The organism is Bacteroidota bacterium (assembly GCA_040388375.1).
In the GTDB taxonomy this organism is placed as follows: Bacteria; Bacteroidota; Bacteroidia; order UKL13-3; family UKL13-3; genus JAAFJM01.
On record JAZKBU010000004.1, the window covers coordinates 394014 to 415000 of the forward strand.

Below are 20987 nucleotides of genomic sequence, written 5' to 3' on the forward strand. Positions count from 1 at the left end.
TAAAAAAAGCTGCCCTTTTGAGGCAGCTTTTTTATTATTCAGCTTTTGCAAAAGGCTTTTCAGCCCAAAGATGCAATAGCGTACTTAATTGTTGTTTTAGTTGCGTACGTGGTACTATCATGTCTACAAAGCCATGTTCCAATAAAAACTCTGAGCTTTGAAAACCTTTTGGTAAGTCTTTACCAATGGTTTCACGTATAACACGTGGTCCGGCAAATCCTATCAATGCTTCAGGTTCTGCTATATTCACATCACCAAGCATAGCAAATGATGCTGTAACACCACCTGTGGTTGGGTCGGTAAGTAAACTTATATAAGGTACTCCTGCCTGACCTAACAAAGCTAGTTTAGCCGAAGTTTTGGCCATTTGCATTAAACTGAATGCAGCCTCCATCATACGTGCTCCGCCTGATTTTGAAATAACCATAACCGGAATTCTGTTTTCGCGTCCGTAATCAATAGCACGGGCAATTTTCTCACCTACCACGCTTCCCATACTTCCACCAATAAATCCAAAATCCATACAAGCTACTACCAGTGGCATATCATCTAAATTTCCAACACCTACACGCATGGCATCATCCATTCCTGTTTTTTTAATGGTTTCAGCTAAGCGATCTTTGTATGCTTTTGTATCTTTAAATGTTAAAGGATCAGTAGGTTTTATCTGGCTGAATAATTCTTGAAAAGTGCCTTCGTCAAACAATACTTCAAAATATTCTCTCGAGCCTATTTTATCGTGGTAATTGCAGTGCATACATACATACTTATTTGTTGCATGGTCTGAACTCAATACCGCTTTTTTACAGCGCGAGCATTTATGCCACAATCCATCTGGTACTGATTTTTTATCAGACGTTGATGTCGTGATTCCTTCTTTTACTCTTTTAAACCAACTCATTTTTTGTAGTTTATAACTTTAAGCTTTTGGTAACCCAATAGAAAAATGAAGCTACCAAAAGCCTGATTGCAATTACGCAATAGTAATACTGTTATCTAAATAAACGTCTTGAATAGTGTTTAATAAAGCTATTCCTTCGTTCATAGGTTTTTGGAAAGCTTTACGACCACTGATTAAACCTTGTCCACCTGCACGTTTGTTAATTACTGCTGTTGTTACTGCTTCAGCTAAATCGCTTGCACCTTTACTTTCTCCACCTGAGTTAATTAAACCTTGTCTGCCCATATAGCAATTAGCTACTTGGTAACGGGTTAAATCAATAGGGTGGTCAGTAGTTAACTCGCTATATACTTTAGCATGTGTTTTACCGTGTTTAGTAGCATTGTAACCACCATTATTGGTAGGTAATTTTTGTTTAATAATATCAGCTTGAATAGTTACTCCTAAATGGTTTGCCTGACCTGTTAAGTCAGCAGCAGCATGGTAATCAACACCATCTACTTTAAATGAATTATTACGTAAGTAACACCATAAAATAGTAGCCATACCTAATTCATGTGCGCGTTCAAATGCAGCAGCTACTTCTTGTATTTGTCTGCCTGATTCATCAGAACCAAAATAAATGGTAGCACCTACTGCTACAGCACCTAAATTGTAAGCCTCATCAACTGAACCAAACATAATTTGGTCAAATTTATTAGGGTAACTTAAAAACTCGTTGTGGTTAATTTTAACAATGAAAGGAATTTTATGTGCGTATTTGCGCGACATAGAAGCCAATACTCCGTATGTAGAAGCAACCGCATTACAACCACCTTCAATAGCTAATTTAACAATATTTTCAGGGTCGAAGAAAGCAGGATTTGGTGCAAATGAAGCTCCGGCAGAATGCTCAATACCTTGATCAACAGGCAAAATAGACATGTAACCGGTATTTGCTAAACGACCATTACCATATAATTGAGCAAGGCTACGCAATACTTGTGGAGTACGGTTGGTTTGTGCAAAAATACGATCTACAAAATCGCTACCTGGTAAATGAATATTTGATTTGCTAATAGTTTTACTTTCGTGATTTAAATAGTAATCGGCTTTATCGCCAAGTAATTCAACAATTTTCGACATAGTGTTATTTTTTAAAATGTATAGTTTTTAAATTTTTGAGCGGTGCAATTTATGCATTTTTATGAATATATCATTTTTTTGCAGGCATGCTTGTAAGCAGTTGGAAATTAAATATTTTAATATGCTTATGGAGAGTATTTTGGTAAAAACAAAACACCCCACTTCCTATTGGAAAGTGAGGCGTAATAGTTTATTTATAGGGCTTTTGGTTATTGGTTGGCTTCTGTCTAGTAATCCACTTAACAAATCAAAACTGATAACATTATCAATTACATTTATTTATTATTAGTTTTATCTAGAACCGATGAAGTAAAAAATAGGTAGCAATAACTTCACCCATTTTGTAACAGTTTGATTGCAAGGCATTAGTTAAAACATTCATTAATGTTCTTGTTTCATTTTGGGAGATATTTTGTTTATTTAAGAACCAAATAGAATTGTATTTCCTGTTTTATTTAACTTAGTAATAATTGTAAAGCCATTTGGTTTGCCTTAAATTTGGCGCTTTATTTTTTAAGATAATTCATGAAAAACCTTTTTACAACTTTTGCATTAATAGTATTTGCTGTTTTTTTATTAGCTACCTGTAAACACGAAGCCACTCAAATAATTATAACCAAAGATACCACCAATAACAACCCACCCGTAACACCTACACCAACTTACGATTCGGTATGCTTTAATACGCAAATATTGCCTTTAATTACTTCTAGTTGTGCGCAAAGCGGCTGTCACGACCCTATTACTGAAGAGGAAGATTTAAACTTAACAACTTATTCAGCTATTAGTAAGTTAGCTAAAGATGGCGATTTGATTGAATATATTACCCATACAAAAGAATCAAAAAGAATGCCTCCACCACCTCAGCCACGTATGGATACAGCCAATATTAGTTTAATTAAAAAATGGATTAAGGAAGGAAGAAGGAATACCATTTGTAATACCAGCAATTGCGATACTACCAATGTAGCCTACGGTACACATATAGTTCCTTTAATGAATACGTATTGCAAAGCTTGCCACAATACAGGTAATAAAGAAGGTAATATAAATTTAGATAATTATAGCGATGTGAAAAGTCAAACGCTTAGCGGAAACTTAATTTGTTCCATAACCAATACCGGCTGTAAGTTTATGCCACAGGGAGGCGCTATGTTAAGCACTTGTAATATAAGGAAAATAAAAATTTGGGCGGCTAATAATTGCCCTCAATAAGAAAACCTGCTTTACCAGGCTTTAGATTCTTTGCTCCAATATTCTACCCTTACTCCGGCACTTTGTACATTTTGTAAAATATCATCGCGCATGTTTTGCTCCAGTGTAAATACGTGAATGCCTTGTTGTTTAAACTTCATTCGGGGTTTAAACTGTAATTGGTAACTGTATAAATTGCCTAAGCCTTTGCCCAACCATTTTCCCCTGTCGTCAGCTAAAACAAATTCTACACGCTCTTTACTTACCGATTTATCCGGTAGGGTTTCGCTAACCCACATAAACAAATTGCTGTACTTATAGTCGCCATTTATACGCAGGTTAATAAACAGGTTATAGTATTTAGTAGTATCAGAAATATTGATATCAAACTGTAAAGGCATTTTGTAATCCCACGCTAAAGCTGGTATTTCTTTGTTTTCATCAAATAAACGGTTTTCATCAGCACAAGAAGTAATGATGAACGATGCAACTAAAAAATAAATTATAATAAAGGCTTGTTTACTCTTTTTTATCATTGGGTTTATTATTGTTGGGCCTGTTATTATTTTTGTTTTTATAGCGCGGCTTGTGGGAAGCAGCTTTAGTTGGAGTGCCATTTTCTGCAGTAGCTACCACATTGTTATTTGGTTTTGCTTCTGCATTTGCAGGAGAAGTATTATTATTAGGTCTGTTGTTGTTAGGTTTATGGTTCCTGTTGTTTTTGTTTCTATTATTGTTATTGCGTTTTTTATCCTTATCGTCCAAACGCGTAACGCTATCCATTCCCATATCGTTTTTAAACTCCAGCTCTACCACTTTATTAACCTGCGTTTTAACTTTTACCACCAAATCAGGTTTTATACCTTCTTTGTTTTGGCTAATATATTGGTTAACGGCTTCTACACCTAGCTCAATCCACTCGCCACTTGTTTCGCCAGTTGGCGCAAAAAACAAGGTTCGTTTTAGTATGTCTGACTTTACTTGGCGGTAACGTAAATCACCGGCAAATTCCAATATAGTATTGTCTTTTTCAGGAAAATCTTTAAGCGATTCCTGATAAACATCTAACTCAAAGTTTAAACAACATTTTAGTTTACCACATTGCCCTGAAAGTTTCAGCTGATTGATAGATAAATTTTGGTAGCGTGCTGCATTGATATGAACCATTTTAAAATCGGTTAACCAGGTACTGCAACATAACTCGCGTCCACAACTACCTATAGCACCTAAACGGCCCGCTTCCTGGCGGTAACCAATTTGTTTCATTTCTATACGCACTTTAAACTCATCAGCTAATTTTTTAATAAGTTCTCTAAAGTCCACTCGCTCCTCTGCGGTATAGTAAAAAGTAGCTTTTCTTCTATCTCCTTGGTATTCCACATCACTTAACTTCATGTTAAGGCCAAGTTGTAGCGCATGTGTACGTGCTTTAAACATGGTTGGAATTTCAAGCTCTTTATTTTCTTTAAATCTTGTTTCGTCCGTTTCGTTAGCCCTGCGGGTAATTTTTTTGATATGCTCACTTTCAGGAGTTAGTCCTACTTTTTTTAATTGTAGTTTTACTAATTCACCTTTTAAATTTACTACACCAATATCGTAACCGTTTTCTAATTCAACAACAACGGTATCACCATTGGTTATATCAAGATTATGTAAGTTTCTGTAATATTCTTTACGCGTGCCCTTAAAACGTACTTCTACTACGTCAAAAGGTTTTGTATGTGGCGGCATTACTATGTCGCTTAACCAATCGTATGTATTTAATTTATTGCACCCTCCGGTGCTACACCCTCCACTTGAGCAGCCACCCGTGCTGCAGCCTCCGCTTGAACAACCCATTTACTTTTATTTATTATTAAATAATTAAACATCAAAAAATTTAAAGTTTTTGTGGTGTGCTAATTCCTCAAAAACACAATTAAAACAGTGCAAAATACAGCATTATTTTTTTGCTGTTACCTGTTGTAATTGTTTGCCAATATACATAGAAAGATTTAAATACATAATACGAACACTTGCATTACGCTCCACATGGAATATAGCTTCGTCAATAGCGGTTGAAATAAGACCCAAATTGTCAGGCGTAAACACACTGCTAAACTGGTTAAGGAAAGCCAGTTCCGCCTCACTGTTTTTACGTAATGAAGCATGCCCGTATTTAAAAATAAAAGCAGAGCGAATCATTTGACTACTGTAAGTTAAAAAACTTTTTACCTGTTCTCTTCCTGCATTGGCTAATCTATCTACCACCAAACCTAATTCATCGGTAGCAGAGCCTTCTTTATTCATTTTATTGTAGGTATAAGCTTTACGCATCCAGTCAATAAACAAGCTTAAATAATCATCGTGGTCAATATCAATTAAATGCAAAGCTAAATTGTAATTACCACTTACTAGTCGCGATAAAGCTTGTGCTTTGTTAGCATCTATTTGGTGTTGTGTAGTTAAAACCTGTTCAATATCGTTATCCGTTATTTGAGGTACTTTTATTAATTGAGCCCGCGATAGAATGGTAGCTAAAACTTTTTCCGTATCGTTAGCTACCAAAATAATAAGTGTATTTTCTGGTGGTTCTTCTAATAGTTTCAGTAAAATATTGCCCTCGTTTTTCATGTATTCGGGCATCCAGATAATTATTGTTTTGTATTTGGCTTCGTATGCTTTCAGGCCTAGTTTTCTTATAATATCCCTGCATTCATCAGCGGTAATATTTCCCTGTTTGTTACCTGCACTATCCAGTTTGCTTAACCAATCAAAATCATTGAGGTAAGGGTTTTCAATAATAGCTTCCCTAAACTCGCTAATCAGTTCAACACTTAATTTGTTTGGCGATATAGTTGGATAGGTAAAGTGTAAATCAGGATGAATATATTTTTGGTATTTAACACAACTTGAACATACACCACAACTATCCGTTTCACTGGCATCTAAACAATTAATGTATTGGGCGTAGGCAATGGCTAAGGCTAAATTACCACTTCCTTCAGCACCTAAAAAAAGTTGCGCATGGCTAATGCGCCCTTCTTTAGTGGTTTGAATAAGTTTTTGTATTAAAGGCTTTTGGCCTACAATAGTTTTAAATTGCATTACCTGCAAATAACAAAAAAATATTGCTAAGGGCAAAGCCCGGCAGTTAAATAAATACGTTTGTTATAAACAAGTACTGTTTTATTTATTAAGCACTAGTAAAGGAGTAGTAGTATGGTAAGTCATTTGCTTACTGAAACTGCGGTGAAACAGCCTGTCAAAGAAACCACGATTGTGTTTGGCTAATACTACCATATCTATTTGGTGGGTTTCAATTTGTTGGTTAATGGCATCTGTAATTTCCATATTCTCAACAGTAACAAGTTGTACATCACCTAATTCTTTTTTGTTTTTCACAAAGAAGCTTCCTTCTATGTCAAAATAATGATCGCTTTCAGTGGCCACGTGCAATACTGTAATATCAGCATGGTATAAGTCGGCAAAGTATTTTAATTGCGATAAAGTTGGAAATTCAGGTTCGTTATAGTCAGACGAATAAAGTATATGTTTAAAACCAGTTGAAGTAACGGAAGGTGGTATAACAAAAACAGGTACTTCTGATTTACCTACTACTGATGCGGCATTGCTTCCAATTAATACAGATTCGATGCCACTGGCACCTGTGGTTCCCATAATGATTAAATCGACACTGTTTTTTTCGGTAAAATCGATTATGGCGTTGCTTACAAAGGAGCCTATGGTTTTATGTGTTTTGTATTTTATTTGGCTTGGCAACAAAGTTTTGCTTTCTAACGCTTTAAAGTTTTCGTCAGTAAAACTTTCTGCTTGCTCAATAAAAGCTTGATAATTATCCATCGGATAATTGACATCAACAATGGGAATATTTTGAACATGCAATATGTGCAAAGTTGCATTTGCTTTTTTGCATAAATCAATGGCAAATGTCAGTGCATTACTGGCCACTGATGAAAAATCTGTCGGGCAAAGAATATTGTTAAGCATAACGGAATAGGTTTATTTATTTCAAAGGTAATAAACAAATTGGCATTAATAGGTTATTTAAATGTCAAGTTTAGGCTGATTGTTTTCACCATAAAAACTAACTAAAAGCAATTTTTATTGCTTGGCATTTAAGTATTCAATATAGCTTTTAATATGCCTATCCTTTTTAGTTGGATAGATGTCGTCAATAGTAACCATGATACCAGTTTCCTCTACATAACCAAAGTGGCTGTTTACAGCAGTTCCAAAGGTTTTCATGGTTGGACTCAGGTTCATGTAATTGTTAAACAAAGGTGGAATATACTCACCTAAAGAACGAACCATTTTGTTTAAGTATAGATGCCCTTCTTTAAAAGGTAAACCATGTATATTTTTTAAAAACGCAGTGCAATCCGTTTCCGTTTTTAAAGGGTTAGGTATTAAAACCAAACCATCTTTTTCAGGGAAATAATAATCCATAAAAGCCAATATATAATCCCGGGCTTCTTTACTAAAATGTTGGTAGTTAGTTACCTTGCCAAAAAAGTATTTTATGTGTGGGTGCAAAACGGTTAAAGCACCTAAACCATCCCATAAATTGTCTAGGCTAAATAAACCTTTTCTGTTATCAAGCGATGGTTGGTATTGCGGTTGTACAAAGCTTCTGCCCAACTCTATAGTATAAGGAAAATAATCAGTTTTAAGTTTATCGCTATAGCTGAAAATTTCAGCCGTTGAAAGGTGGTAGTTACCATCTTTATCTACCACATCATTGCATAATGCATAACGGTAACCACCTACTATTTCTTCATCTTCGGGGTTCCAAACTATCAGTTGCTTGTATGCATATTTGCCGTTATCGTGTTCATCAATATCAGCACTTTTACCTGATCCTCCTCCGGCCTCTCTAAATGAAATTTCGCGCAAACGACCAACTTCAAGCATAAGATTAGGCGCAGTATTTCCGTCAAAAATATATATTTCGTTAGTAATATTGTTGGTAGGTCTTACAAACCTTTCAGCTGTAAGTTCGCTTTTTAGCAGGGCTCTATCTATTTTGTCAACTATTTGCTGCATCAATCTTATAATAGTTGCAAGATGTAAAAAATATTTGCATTTTGTAGGCTAATGATAAAAATATTAAAAATTAAATACACTTCAAGTATCAATAAGTAAAACTAATACAGCTTATACTGTTGTTTACTAATTATATATCCAAAAACTAAGTTAAACTTATACTATTCAAAACGGGCTTGGCTATTTTCTTTTAGTTGGTATATGAAATGTTTAAGTGCTTGCGCCCATTGGTAAGTGTTTTTGGTTTTGTTAAAAGCAGTAGCAGGTATAGGTTGTCCAAATGTAAAATGAATAGTTTTTCCGTTTTGTTTAAACATTTCAGCGGGTAAAAAAAACATTTCTAAATTGGCTTTTATGCCTAACCATTTTCTAATTATAGCTATGTTATAAAACTTATTGCTATTGCGGGCATTAATATAAGTAGGAATAATAGGCAATTGGTTTTTTATAGCCTGGTTAATGAAACTTTTTTGCCAAGGTAAATCTATAATTTTTCCGTTTTGTTTCCGACTGCATAAACCTGCGGGAAATATTAAAATACAGTGACCTTCAGCATAAAGTTGCTCTATTCTTAGCAGGTTGTTTTTAGTATTGGTACCGTGTTTATTTACCGGTATAAATATTTCTTCTAAACTTTTAAACTGCATCAGCAAGTCGTTTACAATAAATTTTAAATCGCTACGCACTTTACCTACTTCAGCTATAAAAGCCAAACCATCTGCACCACCAATTGGGTGGTTAGCAGCTATAATAACACCGCCTGTTTTAGGAATATTTTCTATACCCGTAGATGCTGATTGAGCACCAAGCGCAGCAATAGCATTGGTACCAAATGTAATGCCATTGCTATTTTCATTGGCTATTACAAAGTTGTTTATTTCGTCTTGGTGTATGGTTTTTTTAATCCAACTCAATAAAAAGCCAGGCAACAGTTTATACAATTGCGGATTTTTATCTTCAAAAGCTTTGTCTATATCTATCATTGGGATTTATTATTTTGAAGTTATCAAAGCGATCTCAATATTGTAATTGACTTTGCTTTGATAATATAGCTATCATGGGCAAAATACTGTTTATAATTTGCCAAAAGCTTTTTACTTATTCATTAAATCTTCAATATGATCAGCTTCTATAGGAATATGTGCCATTAAATCGTCACAACCGGTTTCAGTAATTAATATTTCATTTTCTAAACGAATACCTATAGCTTCTTCCTTAATATAAATACCCGGTTCACAGCTAAAAGTCATACCTGCTTTCATCGGCTCGTAGCGCATGCCTACATCATGTACGTCAATGCCTAAAAAGTGACTGGTTCCATGCATAAAATATCTTTTATAAGCCGGCCAGTTCGGATTTTGTTTTGCTATATCATCAGCCGTAAGTAAACCTAGTTTTACCAGTTGCTCTTCCATAATTAAACCCACTTGTGCCTGATATTCCATTAACATGACACCCGGTTTTAGTAGTTTTTTTGCTTCGTTCATTACATGCAATACTGCATTGTATACTTGTTTCTGACGAGGCGTGAATTTGCCGTTTACAGGCAATGTCCTAGTCATATCGCTTGCGTAGTTAGCATAGTCAGCACCGCTATCTATTAAAATTACATCCCCATCTTTACATTGTTGGTTATTGTCGTTGTAATGCAAAATACACGAGTTTTGGCCGCTGGCTACAATAGGCTGGAATGAATGTCCGTTACCCCTGTTGCTTATATAGGTATGAATAATCTCTGCTTCAATTTCGTATTCCCAAACACCGGGTTTTATAAATTTAAAAAGCCTTTGAATCATTTTTTCACTTAAGCCAATGGCATTATTCATTAATGCCAATTCGTATTTAGATTTGATGGAACGTAAACGTTGTACAATAGGTGCTGCACGTTCAAAATTATGCAAGGGGTATTTTTCGCGCATGCTTTGAGCAAAACGCAAATCCTTGTATGGCGTTGTTACAGAACTACGGTCGTTTTCGTTTAAGCTTAAGTAAATGTTTTGAGCATAGTTAATGGCAGGGCGAATTTTGGTTTCAAAATCATCCAACCAAAATACATTGGCTATACCGCTTACCTCTTGCGCTTGTGCCGGAGTAAGCTTGTAGCCATTCCAGGTTACCATTAAATCATTGGTTTGTTTTATAAACAAAGCTTCACGCAATTCAGGTGTCGGGCTATCAGGATAAATAACCAAAATGCTTTCTTCCTGATCTACTCCGCTTAAATAAAAAATATCGCTGTTTTGTTTAAACTTATGGGTAGCATCGCCATTCCAAGGATGTTCATCGTTTGAATTAAAAATAGCAATACTGTTTTGTTTTAATTGTTTTATAAAATTGGCTCTATTTAACTTAAAAAGCTCGTTGTTAATGGGACCGTATTTTTGCATAATATACTAGAGTTATAAGTTGCGAATTTATTTTAATTTTTGAAATGGACACATTTGATTTTTTGAGTGGTTGTTTTTTATGAAAATGAAATTAATAATTATTTATATTTAACCAATGATATTCCAAACATATTAGTTTTGCGAAACTATAATGTGGATTACCATAAAGATAAACTGCAATAATAGTTTTTTATAGCTACCCCATTTCCCCATGAATTTTATAATTCCTTTCTTTATGTAATATTTTTTTAGATTTATATTTAACCTTTGGGTATTCACTTTTTTCTTTTACCAACCTGAATCAATGAAAAAGCAGCAAACGAATTGGCATTTATTTCCGCTTACTGAAATAACAAAATTATTAAGTACCAAACCAGAAGGCTTGACCAATGCCATTGCCTTGCAACGCTTAACAGAATTTGGAAAAAACCAGTTGGAGGATAAAAAGAAAAAAACGGTTTGGCACATGATTTTGAATCAGCTTAAAGATTTTATGATTCTGATCCTTTTTGCAGCAGCTGTTATTTCTGGCATTTTGGGCGATTTAACAGATACCATTATCATATTTGCCATCATCATTATTAATGCAATTGTTGGATTTATTCAAGAATACCGAGCCGATAAAGCCATTGAAGCATTGAAAAAAATGGCAACCAGTAATGCAAAGGTAATCCGTGAAAATAAAACCATTGAAATTCTTTCATCAGACTTGGTTCCGGGTGATGTGTTATTGCTGGAAGCCGGAAATATTATAGCCGCAGATATTCGTTTTTTTGAAACACATCAGCTTAAAGTAGATGAATCGGCTTTAACTGGTGAATCGGAAAATGTAGAAAAATATCCCGAAGAATTACCCGAAGGTGATTATGCATTAGGAGATAGAACCAATATTGGCTTTAAAGGTACTTTTATAACCAATGGAAGGGCACTTGCTTATGTGGTGGAAACAGGAATGAATACAGAACTAGGTAGCATTGCAAAAATGATTCAAACCGATGAAACCGTTACACCTTTGCAAAAAAGATTGGCTGCTTTTGGTAAAAGATTATCGGTAGTTATTTTAATTATTTGTGCCATCATTTTTGGTTTTGGTTTGTTTCGGGGTGAAAATATTTTAACCATGTTACTTACCGCTATTTCGCTAGCAGTAGCTGCTATTCCGGAGGCTTTACCAGCCTTAGTAACTATTGCACTTGCTTTAGGTGCAAAACAATTGGTAAAAAGTAAAGCCTTAATAAGAAAACTTCCTGCTGTAGAAACACTGGGTTCTGTTAATGTAATTTGTACGGATAAAACGGGAACACTTACTTTAAATAAAATGACGGTGGAAGAAGTTTTTGAAACATCGGACAAAAGTTTTAACACCATTTTTGAGACTGAAAATTCATTGTTTAGTGCCATGGCTTTAAACAATGATGTGTCAAAAAATAAAGAAGGAAATTGGATGGGCGATTCAACCGAGGTAGCTATGGTACAATATGCTTTTGATAAAAGCTTTAAGAGAAAATCCTTAGAAAATAAATATAAAAGATTAGCTGAAATTCCTTTTGATTCTACCCGAAAATGTATGACTACTTTTCATCAAACTGAAAACGGAGTAATTGCTATTACCAAAGGTGCGGTGGAAATTTTATTGAAAAAACTTTCAAAGAATCAAACGAAAGAAGTCAAAGATTTTGAATCAAATGCTAATAAAATGGCAGAACAAGGTTATCGGGTTTTGGCTTTTGCCATGAAAACATTTGAAACGATGCCAACGGATTTGAAAGCGGAAGATATAGAAACATCGTTAACTTTAGTAGGTTTTGTAGGATTAATGGATCCACCTAGAGAAGAAGCAAAAAAGGCTATTGAACAATGTAAAAAAGCCGGAATTATTACTGTAATGATTACTGGTGACCATAAATTGACAGCTCAATCTATTGCTAAACAATTAGGCATTCTTAGTTCTGATGAAGATAAAATATTAAGTGGTGCTGAATTGGAAGATTTAAGTAAAAGCCAGTTTAAAAAAATAGTAGAAAGTGTAAGAGTATATGCGAGGGTAAATCCTGAACAAAAACTACAAATAGTAAAAGCTTTACAAGAAAAAAATCATTATGTAGCCATGACAGGAGATGGAGTGAATGATGCGCCTGCTCTTAAAAATGCTGATATTGGCATAGCCATGGGCATAAATGGAACAGAGGTTTCGAAAGAGGCTTCTCACATGATATTATTAGATGATAATTTTTCGACCATTGTGAAAGCAGTTAAGCATGGCAGACGAGTTTTTGATAATATTTTAAAGTTTATCAAATACATTATGACAGGTAATTCAGGTGAAATTTGGGCTATTTTTTTAGCACCATTTTTAGGTTTGCCTATTCCATTATTAGCCATTCATATTCTATGGATTAATTTAATTACAGATGGATTGCCAGGGCTTGCATTGGCATCGGAACCAGCTGAAAAAAACATTATGAATAGACCACCCAGAAATGCTAAACAAAATATTTTTGGTGGAGGTATGGCTATTCATATTTTGTGGGTAGGGTTTTTAATTGGAGCAACTACACTTGGACTCCAAGCCTGGGCTATTTATAGTGGTAAAACACATTGGCAAACCATGGCATTTTCAGTGCTTTGTTTTAGTCAACTAGGGCAAGCTATGGCTGTACGTTCAGAGCAGGAATCCATCTTTAAAATTGGTATTTTTTCAAATAAGCCCATGCTTTTGGCAATCTTAATAACTGTTGGTCTTCAATTGTTGGTTATTTATCTTCCTTTTCTGAATAATGTATTTAAAACACAACCGTTAACTTTTTTAGAGCTGGCTATTACCATTGCTGTTTCAAGTATTGTATTTTGGGCAGTAGAATTAGAGAAAAGAGTGAAAAGGTTTAGAATGGCGAAAAATTAAGTGTGCAGTTTTTTGAAACAGGCAGATGATGTTCCATTTCTCTTAATACCATCCAACAATTTATCATATACTCAAAGTCACACTGGCATTGCCACCATCAAATTTACCTGCTGGGTTGTATTTGGTAATTTTAACCGTAATGTTGGCTAAATGATTGTAGTCAGTTTTTAGCTGTGTAATAATATCGGCTGCCACTGTTTCAATAAAATCCCTGGGTTGTTCCATTTCTTTTTTTACTATGGCAAATACCTTTTCGTAATTCAATACATCTTCAAGCGTTTCAAAGCTTTTGTTGTTGTTTACGTTTTCACTCAAAGTAACATCTATCCTGAATTTACCGCCATTTACCTTTTCATAGTCATATAATCCGTGGTAGGCAAAAAATTCAAGGTTCTCTAAACAGGTTTCTACTTTCATGAGGTTATTAAATAATGGAACAAAAAAACTATTTTCGCACCACAATAAAAAACCAGTCGCTTTTGCCAAAGCTACATGAGCAGCGGTTAAACAAATAAACACATGACAACAAACGCACAAGAATTCACAAAAGCCAACAAGCAAGATGTTTACAACCATCCAGATTATTATTTATTGGATGAATTATTGAGTGAAGAACATAAATTAATTCGTAGCGCAGTACGCGATTACGTAAAAAAAGAACTTTCACCCATTATAGAAGATGTGGCTCAAAAAGCAGTATTTCCTGTTCACATGGTTAAACAACTGGGAGAATTAGGTTGCTATGCCCCTCAATTACCAATTGAATACGGTTGCGGAGGAATGGATTATATTACTTATGGTATTATGATGCAGGAATTAGAGCGTTGCGACTCAGGCGTACGTTCTACTGCTTCGGTACAAGGAAGTTTAGTAATGTATCCTATTTATAAATTTGGTAGCGAAGAGCAAAAGCATAAATATTTACCCAAATTAGCCAAAGGCGATTTATTGGGATGTTTTGGTTTAACAGAACCTAACCATGGTTCAGATCCGGGTGGAATGACTACCAATTTTAAACCTGCCGGTGATGGTAAACACGTTATTTTAAATGGCGCTAAAATGTGGATTTCCAATTCACCTTATGCTGATATAGCAGTAGTTTGGGCTAAAAACGAAAACGGAAAAATAAAAGGAATTATAGTAGAGCGTGGTATGGAAGGTTTTACCACTCCGGAAACGCATAACAAATGGAGCTTACGTGCGAGTGCTACCGGTGAGTTAGTGTTTAACGATGTAAAAGTTCCTGTTGAAAATATTTTACCGGGTGTAGAGGGATTAAAAGGTCCATTGACTTGTTTAAACTCTGCACGATATGGTATTAGTTGGGGTGCATTAGGGGCTGCTATGGATTGTTACGATACCGCATTGCGTTACAGCAAAGAGCGTATTCAGTTTGGTAAACCTATTGCTGGTTTCCAATTGCAACAAAAAAAGTTAGCTGAAATGATTACCGAAATTACCAAAGCACAGTTGTTAACCTGGCGCTTAGGTGTTTTAATGAACGAAGGCAGAGCTACTCCGGCACAAATAAGTATGGCTAAGCGTAACAATGTTGATTTGGCTTTAAATGTAGCCCGCAATGCCCGTCAAATGCTGGGTGGTATGGGTATTACAGGCGAGTACCCTATTATGCGCCATATGATGAATTTAGAATCGGTAGTAACTTACGAAGGAACACACGATATACATTTATTAATTACAGGACTAGATGTTACAGGTGAAAATGCTTTCGCATAATTAACCTAATATGATTATATGAATAAAAAATCCCATCTAAGTATTTAGGTGGGATTTTTTTATGCTGAATTTTTACTCTTTCAAAACCCGATTAAATAGTAATTTTGTTATGATGAAAAAAGTTGGAATTGTTTTATCAGGTGGAGGAGCCCGTGGTTTTGGACACTTGGGTGTTTTAAAAGCATTAGAAGAAATTGATATTACTCCTTCCATTATGGCCGGTAGTAGTGCCGGAGCCATTGTAGCTGCTTTTTATTCAGCAGGATATGAGCCGGAGGAAATAATGGAAATAGCCCGCAAAGGGAACTTTTTCAGTATGTCAAACTTAATGCTGCGTAAAGCCTCGGGTTTGTTTGCCATGAAGTCGTTTGAACAAATTTATTTAAAGTGTTTTCCCAAAGATTTAATAGAAGCATTACCCATACCCGTTTGTATAGCCGCAACTGATATGATAAAGGCAAAAACCAAATATTTTACAGAAGGCAGTTTAGCTAAAGCATTGATGGCTTCTTCTTGTTTACCTTTGGTTTTTGAACCTATACACTATAACGATGGCATATATTTAGACGGTGGAATTTTAAATAACCTGCCAGTGGAAGCCTTAGTTGGTAAATGCGATTTTATTATTGGTGTACATGTAAATGAAATGAGCCCTAAGCTGGCAGACTTTAAACTAAAAGACATGTTGGATAGAACTTTTCATTTAACGATGAGTAAAACGGTTTACGATAAAGCAAGCCAATGCGATTTGTTTATTGATCCACCAAATATGAGCCGGTTTGGTATGTTTGAAGTACAAAAAGCAGAAGAAATATTTTTATATTGTTACCATTACACCAAAGAGTTGCTCAATCAAAAGGAAGTATTTGATTGCATAGAAGATTTGGTGTAAATAACCCTTACAGAAATTAACAGAAAGCAAAAGTATCACCATCAAATAATCCTTTATCGCTTAGTTTTAAATGTGGAATAACCAGTAACGCCATAAACGATAAACTCATAAAAGGAGCTTGTAAGGTGGAACCCAGTGTTTGTTTGGTAAAAAGGTCTAGCTCCGTATAATTTTTTGAAACAAGCCAAGCATCTTGGTCACTCATTAAACCCGCAACAGGCAAAGGCAATACTTTTTTAACAGTATCGTTAACCACACTTAACCCACCTGTATGTTCAATTATCAAATTAACAGCATTACATATACTTTCATCATCAACTCCTACTACAATAATATTATGACTATCGTGTGCTACAGAACTGGCTATAGCGCCTTGTTTTAAACCAAAGTTTTTTACATAAGACAAAGCAATAGGTGCTTCCGCATATCTATTGATAACAGCTATTTTTAAGATGTCATTTTCCTTGCTTAATGCTTCTTGTGGAACGACTAGTTTATTAGTGATTAACTGCCCATCTATACATTCAATAACCAATTCAGTTTCTTTGGGCGTATGAGTAAAATCAATAGGTTTTTTAGGCGTACATTTAAATTGATTGATAGGTTCAATATGGACAGGTTTAATAAAAGATTGCCCATTGTCAGCTACCAATTGCCCTTTAATATAGGTTTGGTCAATATGGAATTGAGTTAAATCACGGGTAATAATAAAATCAGCCCAATCGCCCACTTTTAAAGTACCTGTATCCAGTTTGTAATGTTCAACAGGATTGATGCACGCAACACGTAATACTTTAAACAAATCATGTCCTTTGGCAATGGCTCTTGCTACCAATTGATTAATATGTCCTAGTTCTAATGCATCGGCATGTTTATCATCGCTACAAAACATCAGCATTTCAGCATGTTTATCCATTAATGGAATAAGCGCTTCAAAGTTTTTAGCGGCACTTCCTTCCCTGATAATTATTTTCATGCCATGTTCAATTTTAAACAAAGCTTCATCGTAAGTAAAACATTCATGGTCCGTACTTATTCCCGCATTAATATATTGTTTGGCTGTATCACCCGTTAATCCGGGAGCATGGCCATCAATAGGTTTCTGGTATTGCTGAGCAGCTTTAATTTTAGCCATTACTTCCGCATCGTTATGCAAGACCCCCGGAAAATTCATCATTTCAGATAAATAACGAATTTCAGGTCTGGCTAAAAGTTGCGTTACTTCATTTACATCTAACCGAGCACCAGCCGTTTCAAAAGCAGTAGCCGGCACACAACTTGGAGCCCCAAAATAAAAGTAAAACGGTACTTGTTTGGCATTGTCAATCATAAACTCTACTCCCGTTAAGCCTAACACATTGGCTATTTCGTGAGGGTCGCTAACTGTACCTACAGTGCCATGTGAAACCGCCATACGGGCAAATTCACTTGGTACCAATAAACTACTTTCTATATGTACATGCGCATCAATAAACCCGGGTAAAATATACGTATCAAGTTGCTCGTTAATGGCTGTAATACCAGTAATTTTCCCTTCATCAACAGTTATTAATGCAGCATATATTTGTTGATTGCCTATATCAATAAGGTTAGATTTTATTTGCATGTAGCCAATTTAGTTTGAGAAGGCAAATTAACTTATTACGGGTAAAGTTAGGGCAATAAAAAACCCATTTAGTGTTTTACTAAATGGGCTCCTTTATGATTATTTTTTTGAATTAGAATCTTTCAAAGTTAGAGAAGAAGAAAGAAGCTTCACCGGCTGCATTCTCATCGCTATCGCTACCATGTACCGCATTCGCTTCAATTGAATCAGCGTATAAGTTACGAATTGTTCCAACGTCAGCTTTTTTAGGATCAGTTGCACCGATTAAAGTTCTGAAATCAGCTACAGCATTTTCTTTTTGTAACACGGCTGCTACAATAGGACCACTGGTCATAAAGCCAACTAAATCCTTAAAGAAAGGGCGCTCACGGTGAATACCGTAAAACTCACCAGCCGTTTTTTCAGTTAAGTGAATATATTTCATAGCTACAATTTTGTAACCAGCTGAAGTAATATGATCTAAAATTTTACCGATATTGCCATTTGCTACTGCATCAGGCTTAATCATTGTGAATGTTATATTGCTCATTGTATTTTCTTTAAATTTTTGCGCTGCAAAGGTATTTATAATACCCTTTACGAACAAGCTAATTCACACTTATAATGGTATTATTTTATAAATAATTATCATAAATATAATGTTAGAGATTTTGACAGGCATAAAAAAACCCTGAAAAAATTAATTTTCAGGGTTTAGAATTATATTTAATGGTTAATTAGTATCTGTACATTTCAGCTTTGAAAGGACCTTCTACTTTTACACCAATATACTCAGCTTGTTTAGCATCTAACTTAGTTAATTTAGCACCAATATGCTCTAAATGTAAGAATGCAACTTTTTCATCTAAGTGTTTAGGTAATACGTAAACTTTGTTTTCGTATTTATCACTGTGGTTCCATAATTCAATTTGAGCCAAAGTTTGGTTTGAGAATGAATTACTCATTACAAAACTTGGATGACCCATAGCACAACCTAAGTTAACTAAACGACCTTCAGCTAATATAATAATTTCGTTACCGTTTACATTATAAATATCAACTTGTGGTTTAATAGTATCTTTAGTTTTACCAAAATTACCGTTTAACCAAGCCATGTCTATTTCATTGTCAAAGTGACCAATGTTACAAACGATAGATTTATCGCGCATAGCTTTGAAATGACGGTCAGTAATAATATTTACGTTACCGGTAGCAGTAACAAAAATATTAGCACGGCCACAAGCTTCTTCCATAGTTACTACTTCAAAACCATCCATTGCAGCTTGTAAAGCACAAATAGGATCGATTTCAGTAACCAATACTCTTGCACCAGCACCACGTAATGACTCAGCAGAACCTTTTCCTACATCACCGTAACCAGCAACAACAGCGACTTTACCAGCCATCATAATATCAGTTGCTCTACGAATAGCATCAACCAATGATTCTTTACAACCGTATTTGTTATCAAATTTAGATTTAGTAACCGAATCGTTAACGTTGATAGCAGGCATTACTAAAGTACCTTTTTTCATACGTTCGTATAAACGGTGAACACCGGTAGTAGTTTCTTCTGATAAACCTTTGATATCTTTAGTTAACTCAGGGAAACGGTCAAAAACCATATTGGTTAAATCCCCACCGTCATCTAAAATCATGTTCAATGCTTTACCGCCTTCAAAAGCACGTAAAGTTTGCTCAATACACCAGTCAAACTCTTCCTCATTTTGACCTTTCCAAGCGTAAACAGGGATACCGGCAGCAGCAATAGCAGCAGCAGCATGATCTTGAGTTGAGAAAATATTACATGAACTCCAAGTTACCTCAGCACCTAAAACTTTAAGTGTTTCAATTAACACGGCAGTTTGAATAGTCATGTGTAAGCAACCAGCAATACGAGCACCTTTTAACGGTTGTTGAGGGCCATACTCTTTTCTAATTGACATTAAACCCGGCATTTCTGCTTCAGCTAATTTAATTTCTTTACGGCCCCACTCGGCTAAACTGATGTCCTTTACTTTATAAGGAGCTACTGATTTTGTTTCTGACATATTATTTTTTAATTTATAAGTATCTTATTTTGATGCAAAAATAGTATAAAATGACACTTATGAAAATTTGATTTTAATTGTTTTACAAATTGTCATGTAAAATTCCTGCTTTTGAAATAACGGTATTACCGGATAAATTGTTTTAAAGTTAAATTAAATGACAATTAGACTTATTTAAACTATTTGGAAACAAAATTGTAAAATTGCAGTTATCTAATTATATAAATTTTAATAAAAATATTATGCCATATCCAGAAATGTTAGTAGCCCCAATGCGTCAACAGTTAGTTGATGCGGGTTTCAAATCACTAATGACAGCCAGCGAAGTAGAAACCGCTATGAAAAATACAGAAGGAACCCAGTTAATGGTTTTTAATTCAGTTTGTGGATGCGCTGCAGGAACTGCACGCCCGGGAGTGATGAAAGCCATTAAAGAGTCAAGTAAAGTACCCACTGAGTTATTGACGGTATTTGCGGGCCAGGAAGTAGAAGCAGTTGCTAAAGCCCGTGAGTTTATAGCACCTTACCCCCCTTCATCACCTTCAATTGGCTTATACAAAAATGGCGAGTTGGTTCATTTTGTGGAGCGCCACAATATTGAGGGCAGAAGTGCCGATATGATAGCAGAACATTTAAAAGCGGTGTTCGAAGAATATTGCTAATAGTATATTTAACCAAATATTAATAGGAAAAGTCTGACAGCTTCAAGTTTGTCAGACTTTTTTATTTAATAGCCTTGCCTAAAACATATATGCTTAGAGCCAGCGTAAAATTTAGCTATTAAAAAAATAAACCTTGCTCAATAAATGTTTCAAATTATATTTGCGCTGCATTTTGGTTTTGAGAATAATAACGTAGTTTATTTAAAAAATTAAAAGGGAATTAGGTGAAAAACCTAAACAGTACCCGCTGCTGTGAGTATCTCAATTTTAGTAAATACTAAAATTAATTTTTGTTTCCACTCTTTGTCACTATCGTAACGATGGGAAGACTGAATAAAAATGATACGAGTCAGAAGACCTGCCATATGCAAAAAAATATTGTAGCTTTCGGGAATAAAAGCGTGCAGTGGTTTCGACTCAATAATACTTTTAAAAAGTTTTATCATCGGTATCATTACTCAACTTAGTTTGAAAAGACTGGTTCTTTCATACTAATTGATTTCCC

18 protein-coding genes and 1 riboswitch are annotated in these 20987 nt (G+C 35.0%); of the genes, 5 read left to right on the top strand and 13 right to left on the bottom strand.

The features are described from left to right. Nucleotides 1-34: 34 nt before the first annotated feature. Nucleotides 35-901, bottom strand: a complete 867-nt coding sequence (gene accD / locus V4538_07425; GenBank protein MES2380855.1) for an acetyl-CoA carboxylase, carboxyltransferase subunit beta — start codon at nucleotides 899-901, stop codon at nucleotides 35-37. A gap of 72 nt (nucleotides 902-973) precedes the next feature. Continuing rightward, nucleotides 974-2026, bottom strand: coding sequence for a class I fructose-bisphosphate aldolase (locus tag V4538_07430; protein ID MES2380856.1), 1053 nt, complete (start codon nucleotides 2024-2026; stop codon nucleotides 974-976). A 525-nt stretch (nucleotides 2027-2551) separates the two neighbouring features. Between V4538_07430 and V4538_07435 the strand changes: the two genes are divergently transcribed. After that, on the top strand, nucleotides 2552-3241 hold the full coding sequence (locus V4538_07435) for a c-type cytochrome domain-containing protein (protein ID MES2380857.1): 690 nt from the start codon (nucleotides 2552-2554) through the stop codon (nucleotides 3239-3241). Between the two features lie 11 nt (nucleotides 3242-3252). Here V4538_07435 and V4538_07440 read toward each other — a convergent pair whose 3' ends face one another. From V4538_07440 to V4538_07470, 7 genes are all read right to left on the bottom strand, one after another. Next, a complete protein-coding gene (locus tag V4538_07440; protein MES2380858.1) occupies nucleotides 3253-3756 on the bottom strand; it encodes a gliding motility lipoprotein GldH in 504 nt (167 codons plus the stop codon). Next, on the bottom strand, nucleotides 3740-5059 hold the full coding sequence (gene ricT / locus V4538_07445) for a regulatory iron-sulfur-containing complex subunit RicT (protein MES2380859.1): 1320 nt from the start codon (nucleotides 5057-5059) through the stop codon (nucleotides 3740-3742). The genes V4538_07440 and ricT overlap by 17 nt, the downstream gene beginning before the upstream one ends. 102 nt (nucleotides 5060-5161) lie before the next feature. After that, nucleotides 5162-6307, bottom strand: a complete 1146-nt coding sequence (locus tag V4538_07450) for a hypothetical protein (protein MES2380860.1) — start codon at nucleotides 6305-6307, stop codon at nucleotides 5162-5164. Nucleotides 6308-6388: 81 nt separating this feature from the next. Continuing rightward, a complete protein-coding gene (locus tag V4538_07455; protein MES2380861.1) occupies nucleotides 6389-7210 on the bottom strand; it encodes a universal stress protein in 822 nt (273 codons plus the stop codon). Nucleotides 7211-7324: 114 nt separating this feature from the next. Next, entirely contained in the window at nucleotides 7325-8266 is a 942-nt protein-coding gene (locus tag V4538_07460) for a GNAT family N-acetyltransferase (protein MES2380862.1), read from the bottom strand. A gap of 161 nt (nucleotides 8267-8427) precedes the next feature. Continuing rightward, nucleotides 8428-9249, bottom strand: coding sequence for a 1-acyl-sn-glycerol-3-phosphate acyltransferase (locus V4538_07465; GenBank protein ID MES2380863.1), 822 nt, complete (start codon nucleotides 9247-9249; stop codon nucleotides 8428-8430). A 111-nt stretch (nucleotides 9250-9360) separates the two neighbouring features. Beyond that, complete coding sequence (locus tag V4538_07470; GenBank protein ID MES2380864.1) at nucleotides 9361-10653, bottom strand: aminopeptidase P N-terminal domain-containing protein; 1293 nt, start codon at nucleotides 10651-10653, stop codon at nucleotides 9361-9363. Nucleotides 10654-10957: 304 nt separating this feature from the next. Here V4538_07470 and V4538_07475 point away from each other — a divergent pair, with 304 nt between their 5' ends. Next, complete coding sequence (locus V4538_07475) at nucleotides 10958-13555, top strand: cation-translocating P-type ATPase (GenBank protein MES2380865.1); 2598 nt, start codon at nucleotides 10958-10960, stop codon at nucleotides 13553-13555. A gap of 63 nt (nucleotides 13556-13618) precedes the next feature. On the opposite strand, the gene folB is transcribed toward V4538_07475, so the two are convergent. Then, entirely contained in the window at nucleotides 13619-13972 is a 354-nt protein-coding gene (folB, locus tag V4538_07480) for a dihydroneopterin aldolase (GenBank protein ID MES2380866.1), read from the bottom strand. Between the two features lie 102 nt (nucleotides 13973-14074). Here folB and V4538_07485 point away from each other — a divergent pair, with 102 nt between their 5' ends. Together V4538_07485 and V4538_07490 are read left to right on the top strand one after the other, a co-directional pair. Next, nucleotides 14075-15292, top strand: coding sequence for an acyl-CoA dehydrogenase family protein (locus tag V4538_07485; protein MES2380867.1), 1218 nt, complete (start codon nucleotides 14075-14077; stop codon nucleotides 15290-15292). A gap of 109 nt (nucleotides 15293-15401) precedes the next feature. Next, nucleotides 15402-16184 (top strand): patatin-like phospholipase family protein, encoded by a 783-nt coding sequence (locus V4538_07490; GenBank protein MES2380868.1) that lies wholly within the window; start codon nucleotides 15402-15404, stop codon nucleotides 16182-16184. A 16-nt stretch (nucleotides 16185-16200) separates the two neighbouring features. Here V4538_07490 and ade read toward each other — a convergent pair whose 3' ends face one another. The 3 genes from ade to ahcY all read right to left on the bottom strand — a co-directional run bounded on the left by ade (nucleotide 16201) and on the right by ahcY (nucleotide 19820). After that, nucleotides 16201-17790 carry an adenine deaminase gene (gene ade, locus V4538_07495; protein MES2380869.1) on the bottom strand — a complete coding sequence of 530 codons (1590 nt, stop codon included), beginning with the start codon at nucleotides 17788-17790 and terminating at the stop codon, nucleotides 16201-16203. Between the two features lie 112 nt (nucleotides 17791-17902). After that, nucleotides 17903-18319 carry a nucleoside-diphosphate kinase gene (ndk, locus tag V4538_07500; GenBank protein MES2380870.1) on the bottom strand — a complete coding sequence of 139 codons (417 nt, stop codon included), beginning with the start codon at nucleotides 18317-18319 and terminating at the stop codon, nucleotides 17903-17905. Between the two features lie 187 nt (nucleotides 18320-18506). After that, entirely contained in the window at nucleotides 18507-19820 is a 1314-nt protein-coding gene (ahcY, locus tag V4538_07505; protein ID MES2380871.1) for an adenosylhomocysteinase, read from the bottom strand. Between the two features lie 242 nt (nucleotides 19821-20062). Here ahcY and V4538_07510 point away from each other — a divergent pair, with 242 nt between their 5' ends. After that, nucleotides 20063-20482 (top strand): BrxA/BrxB family bacilliredoxin, encoded by a 420-nt coding sequence (locus tag V4538_07510; protein MES2380872.1) that lies wholly within the window; start codon nucleotides 20063-20065, stop codon nucleotides 20480-20482. A 156-nt stretch (nucleotides 20483-20638) separates the two neighbouring features. Continuing rightward, a riboswitch (cobalamin riboswitch) is annotated at nucleotides 20639-20863 on the top strand. The last annotated feature ends 124 nt before the right edge of the window (nucleotides 20864-20987 follow it).

Excerpts from the sequence above, each read along its gene's own strand:
- accD (MES2380855.1), bottom strand. The coding sequence starts at position 901 with ATGAGTTGGTTTAAAAGAGTAAAAGAAGGAATCACGACATCAACGTCT.
- V4538_07430 (MES2380856.1), bottom strand. The coding sequence starts at position 2,026 with ATGTCGAAAATTGTTGAATTACTTGGCGATAAAGCCGATTACTATTTA.
- V4538_07435 (MES2380857.1), top strand. The coding sequence starts at position 2,552 with ATGAAAAACCTTTTTACAACTTTTGCATTAATAGTATTTGCTGTTTTT.
- V4538_07440 (MES2380858.1), bottom strand. The coding sequence starts at position 3,756 with ATGATAAAAAAGAGTAAACAAGCCTTTATTATAATTTATTTTTTAGTT.
- ricT (MES2380859.1), bottom strand. The coding sequence starts at position 5,059 with ATGGGTTGTTCAAGCGGAGGCTGCAGCACGGGTGGCTGCTCAAGTGGA.
- V4538_07450 (MES2380860.1), bottom strand. The coding sequence starts at position 6,307 with ATGCAATTTAAAACTATTGTAGGCCAAAAGCCTTTAATACAAAAACTT.
- V4538_07455 (MES2380861.1), bottom strand. The coding sequence starts at position 7,210 with ATGCTTAACAATATTCTTTGCCCGACAGATTTTTCATCAGTGGCCAGT.
- V4538_07460 (MES2380862.1), bottom strand. The coding sequence starts at position 8,266 with ATGCAGCAAATAGTTGACAAAATAGATAGAGCCCTGCTAAAAAGCGAA.
- V4538_07465 (MES2380863.1), bottom strand. The coding sequence starts at position 9,249 with ATGATAGATATAGACAAAGCTTTTGAAGATAAAAATCCGCAATTGTAT.
- V4538_07470 (MES2380864.1), bottom strand. The coding sequence starts at position 10,653 with ATGCAAAAATACGGTCCCATTAACAACGAGCTTTTTAAGTTAAATAGA.
- V4538_07475 (MES2380865.1), top strand. The coding sequence starts at position 10,958 with ATGAAAAAGCAGCAAACGAATTGGCATTTATTTCCGCTTACTGAAATA.
- folB (MES2380866.1), bottom strand. The coding sequence starts at position 13,972 with ATGAAAGTAGAAACCTGTTTAGAGAACCTTGAATTTTTTGCCTACCAC.
- V4538_07485 (MES2380867.1), top strand. The coding sequence starts at position 14,075 with ATGACAACAAACGCACAAGAATTCACAAAAGCCAACAAGCAAGATGTT.
- V4538_07490 (MES2380868.1), top strand. The coding sequence starts at position 15,402 with ATGATGAAAAAAGTTGGAATTGTTTTATCAGGTGGAGGAGCCCGTGGT.
- ade (MES2380869.1), bottom strand. The coding sequence starts at position 17,790 with ATGCAAATAAAATCTAACCTTATTGATATAGGCAATCAACAAATATAT.
- ndk (MES2380870.1), bottom strand. The coding sequence starts at position 18,319 with ATGAGCAATATAACATTCACAATGATTAAGCCTGATGCAGTAGCAAAT.
- ahcY (MES2380871.1), bottom strand. The coding sequence starts at position 19,820 with ATGTCAGAAACAAAATCAGTAGCTCCTTATAAAGTAAAGGACATCAGT.
- V4538_07510 (MES2380872.1), top strand. The coding sequence starts at position 20,063 with ATGCCATATCCAGAAATGTTAGTAGCCCCAATGCGTCAACAGTTAGTT.